Origin of the sequence: Priestia sp. SIMBA_032 (genome assembly GCF_046535215.1) — a bacterium.
GTDB classification, from domain to species: domain Bacteria; phylum Bacillota; class Bacilli; order Bacillales; family Bacillaceae_H; genus Priestia; species Priestia aryabhattai.
The window spans coordinates 1-239 of sequence record NZ_JAWRXD010001495.1; the positions used below are offsets into that span (position 1 = coordinate 1).

Annotated in this window: 1 protein-coding gene; it reads left to right on the forward strand. The window is 37.7% G+C overall.

The features are described from left to right. The coding region (locus tag SB717_RS39280) for an IS3 family transposase (protein WP_410908719.1) at window positions 1-239 on the forward strand (239 nt) is incomplete at both ends.

Sequence of the window (239 nt, forward strand, 5' to 3'; positions counted from 1 at the left end):
TTACCGTCGCATTCGTGATGAATTAACGAATCGTGGCCAGAAAGTGAACCACAAGAAGGTTCAGCGCATTATGAAAGAGCTTGGGTTAAAGTGTGTTGTGCGTATGAAGAAATATAAATCCTATAAAGGAAAAGTCGGTAGAATTGCACCTAATATTTTAGAGCGTAATTTTCATACAGATGCACCGAATCAAAAGTGGGTAACAGACATCACAGAGTTTAAATTGTTTGGAGAAAAAC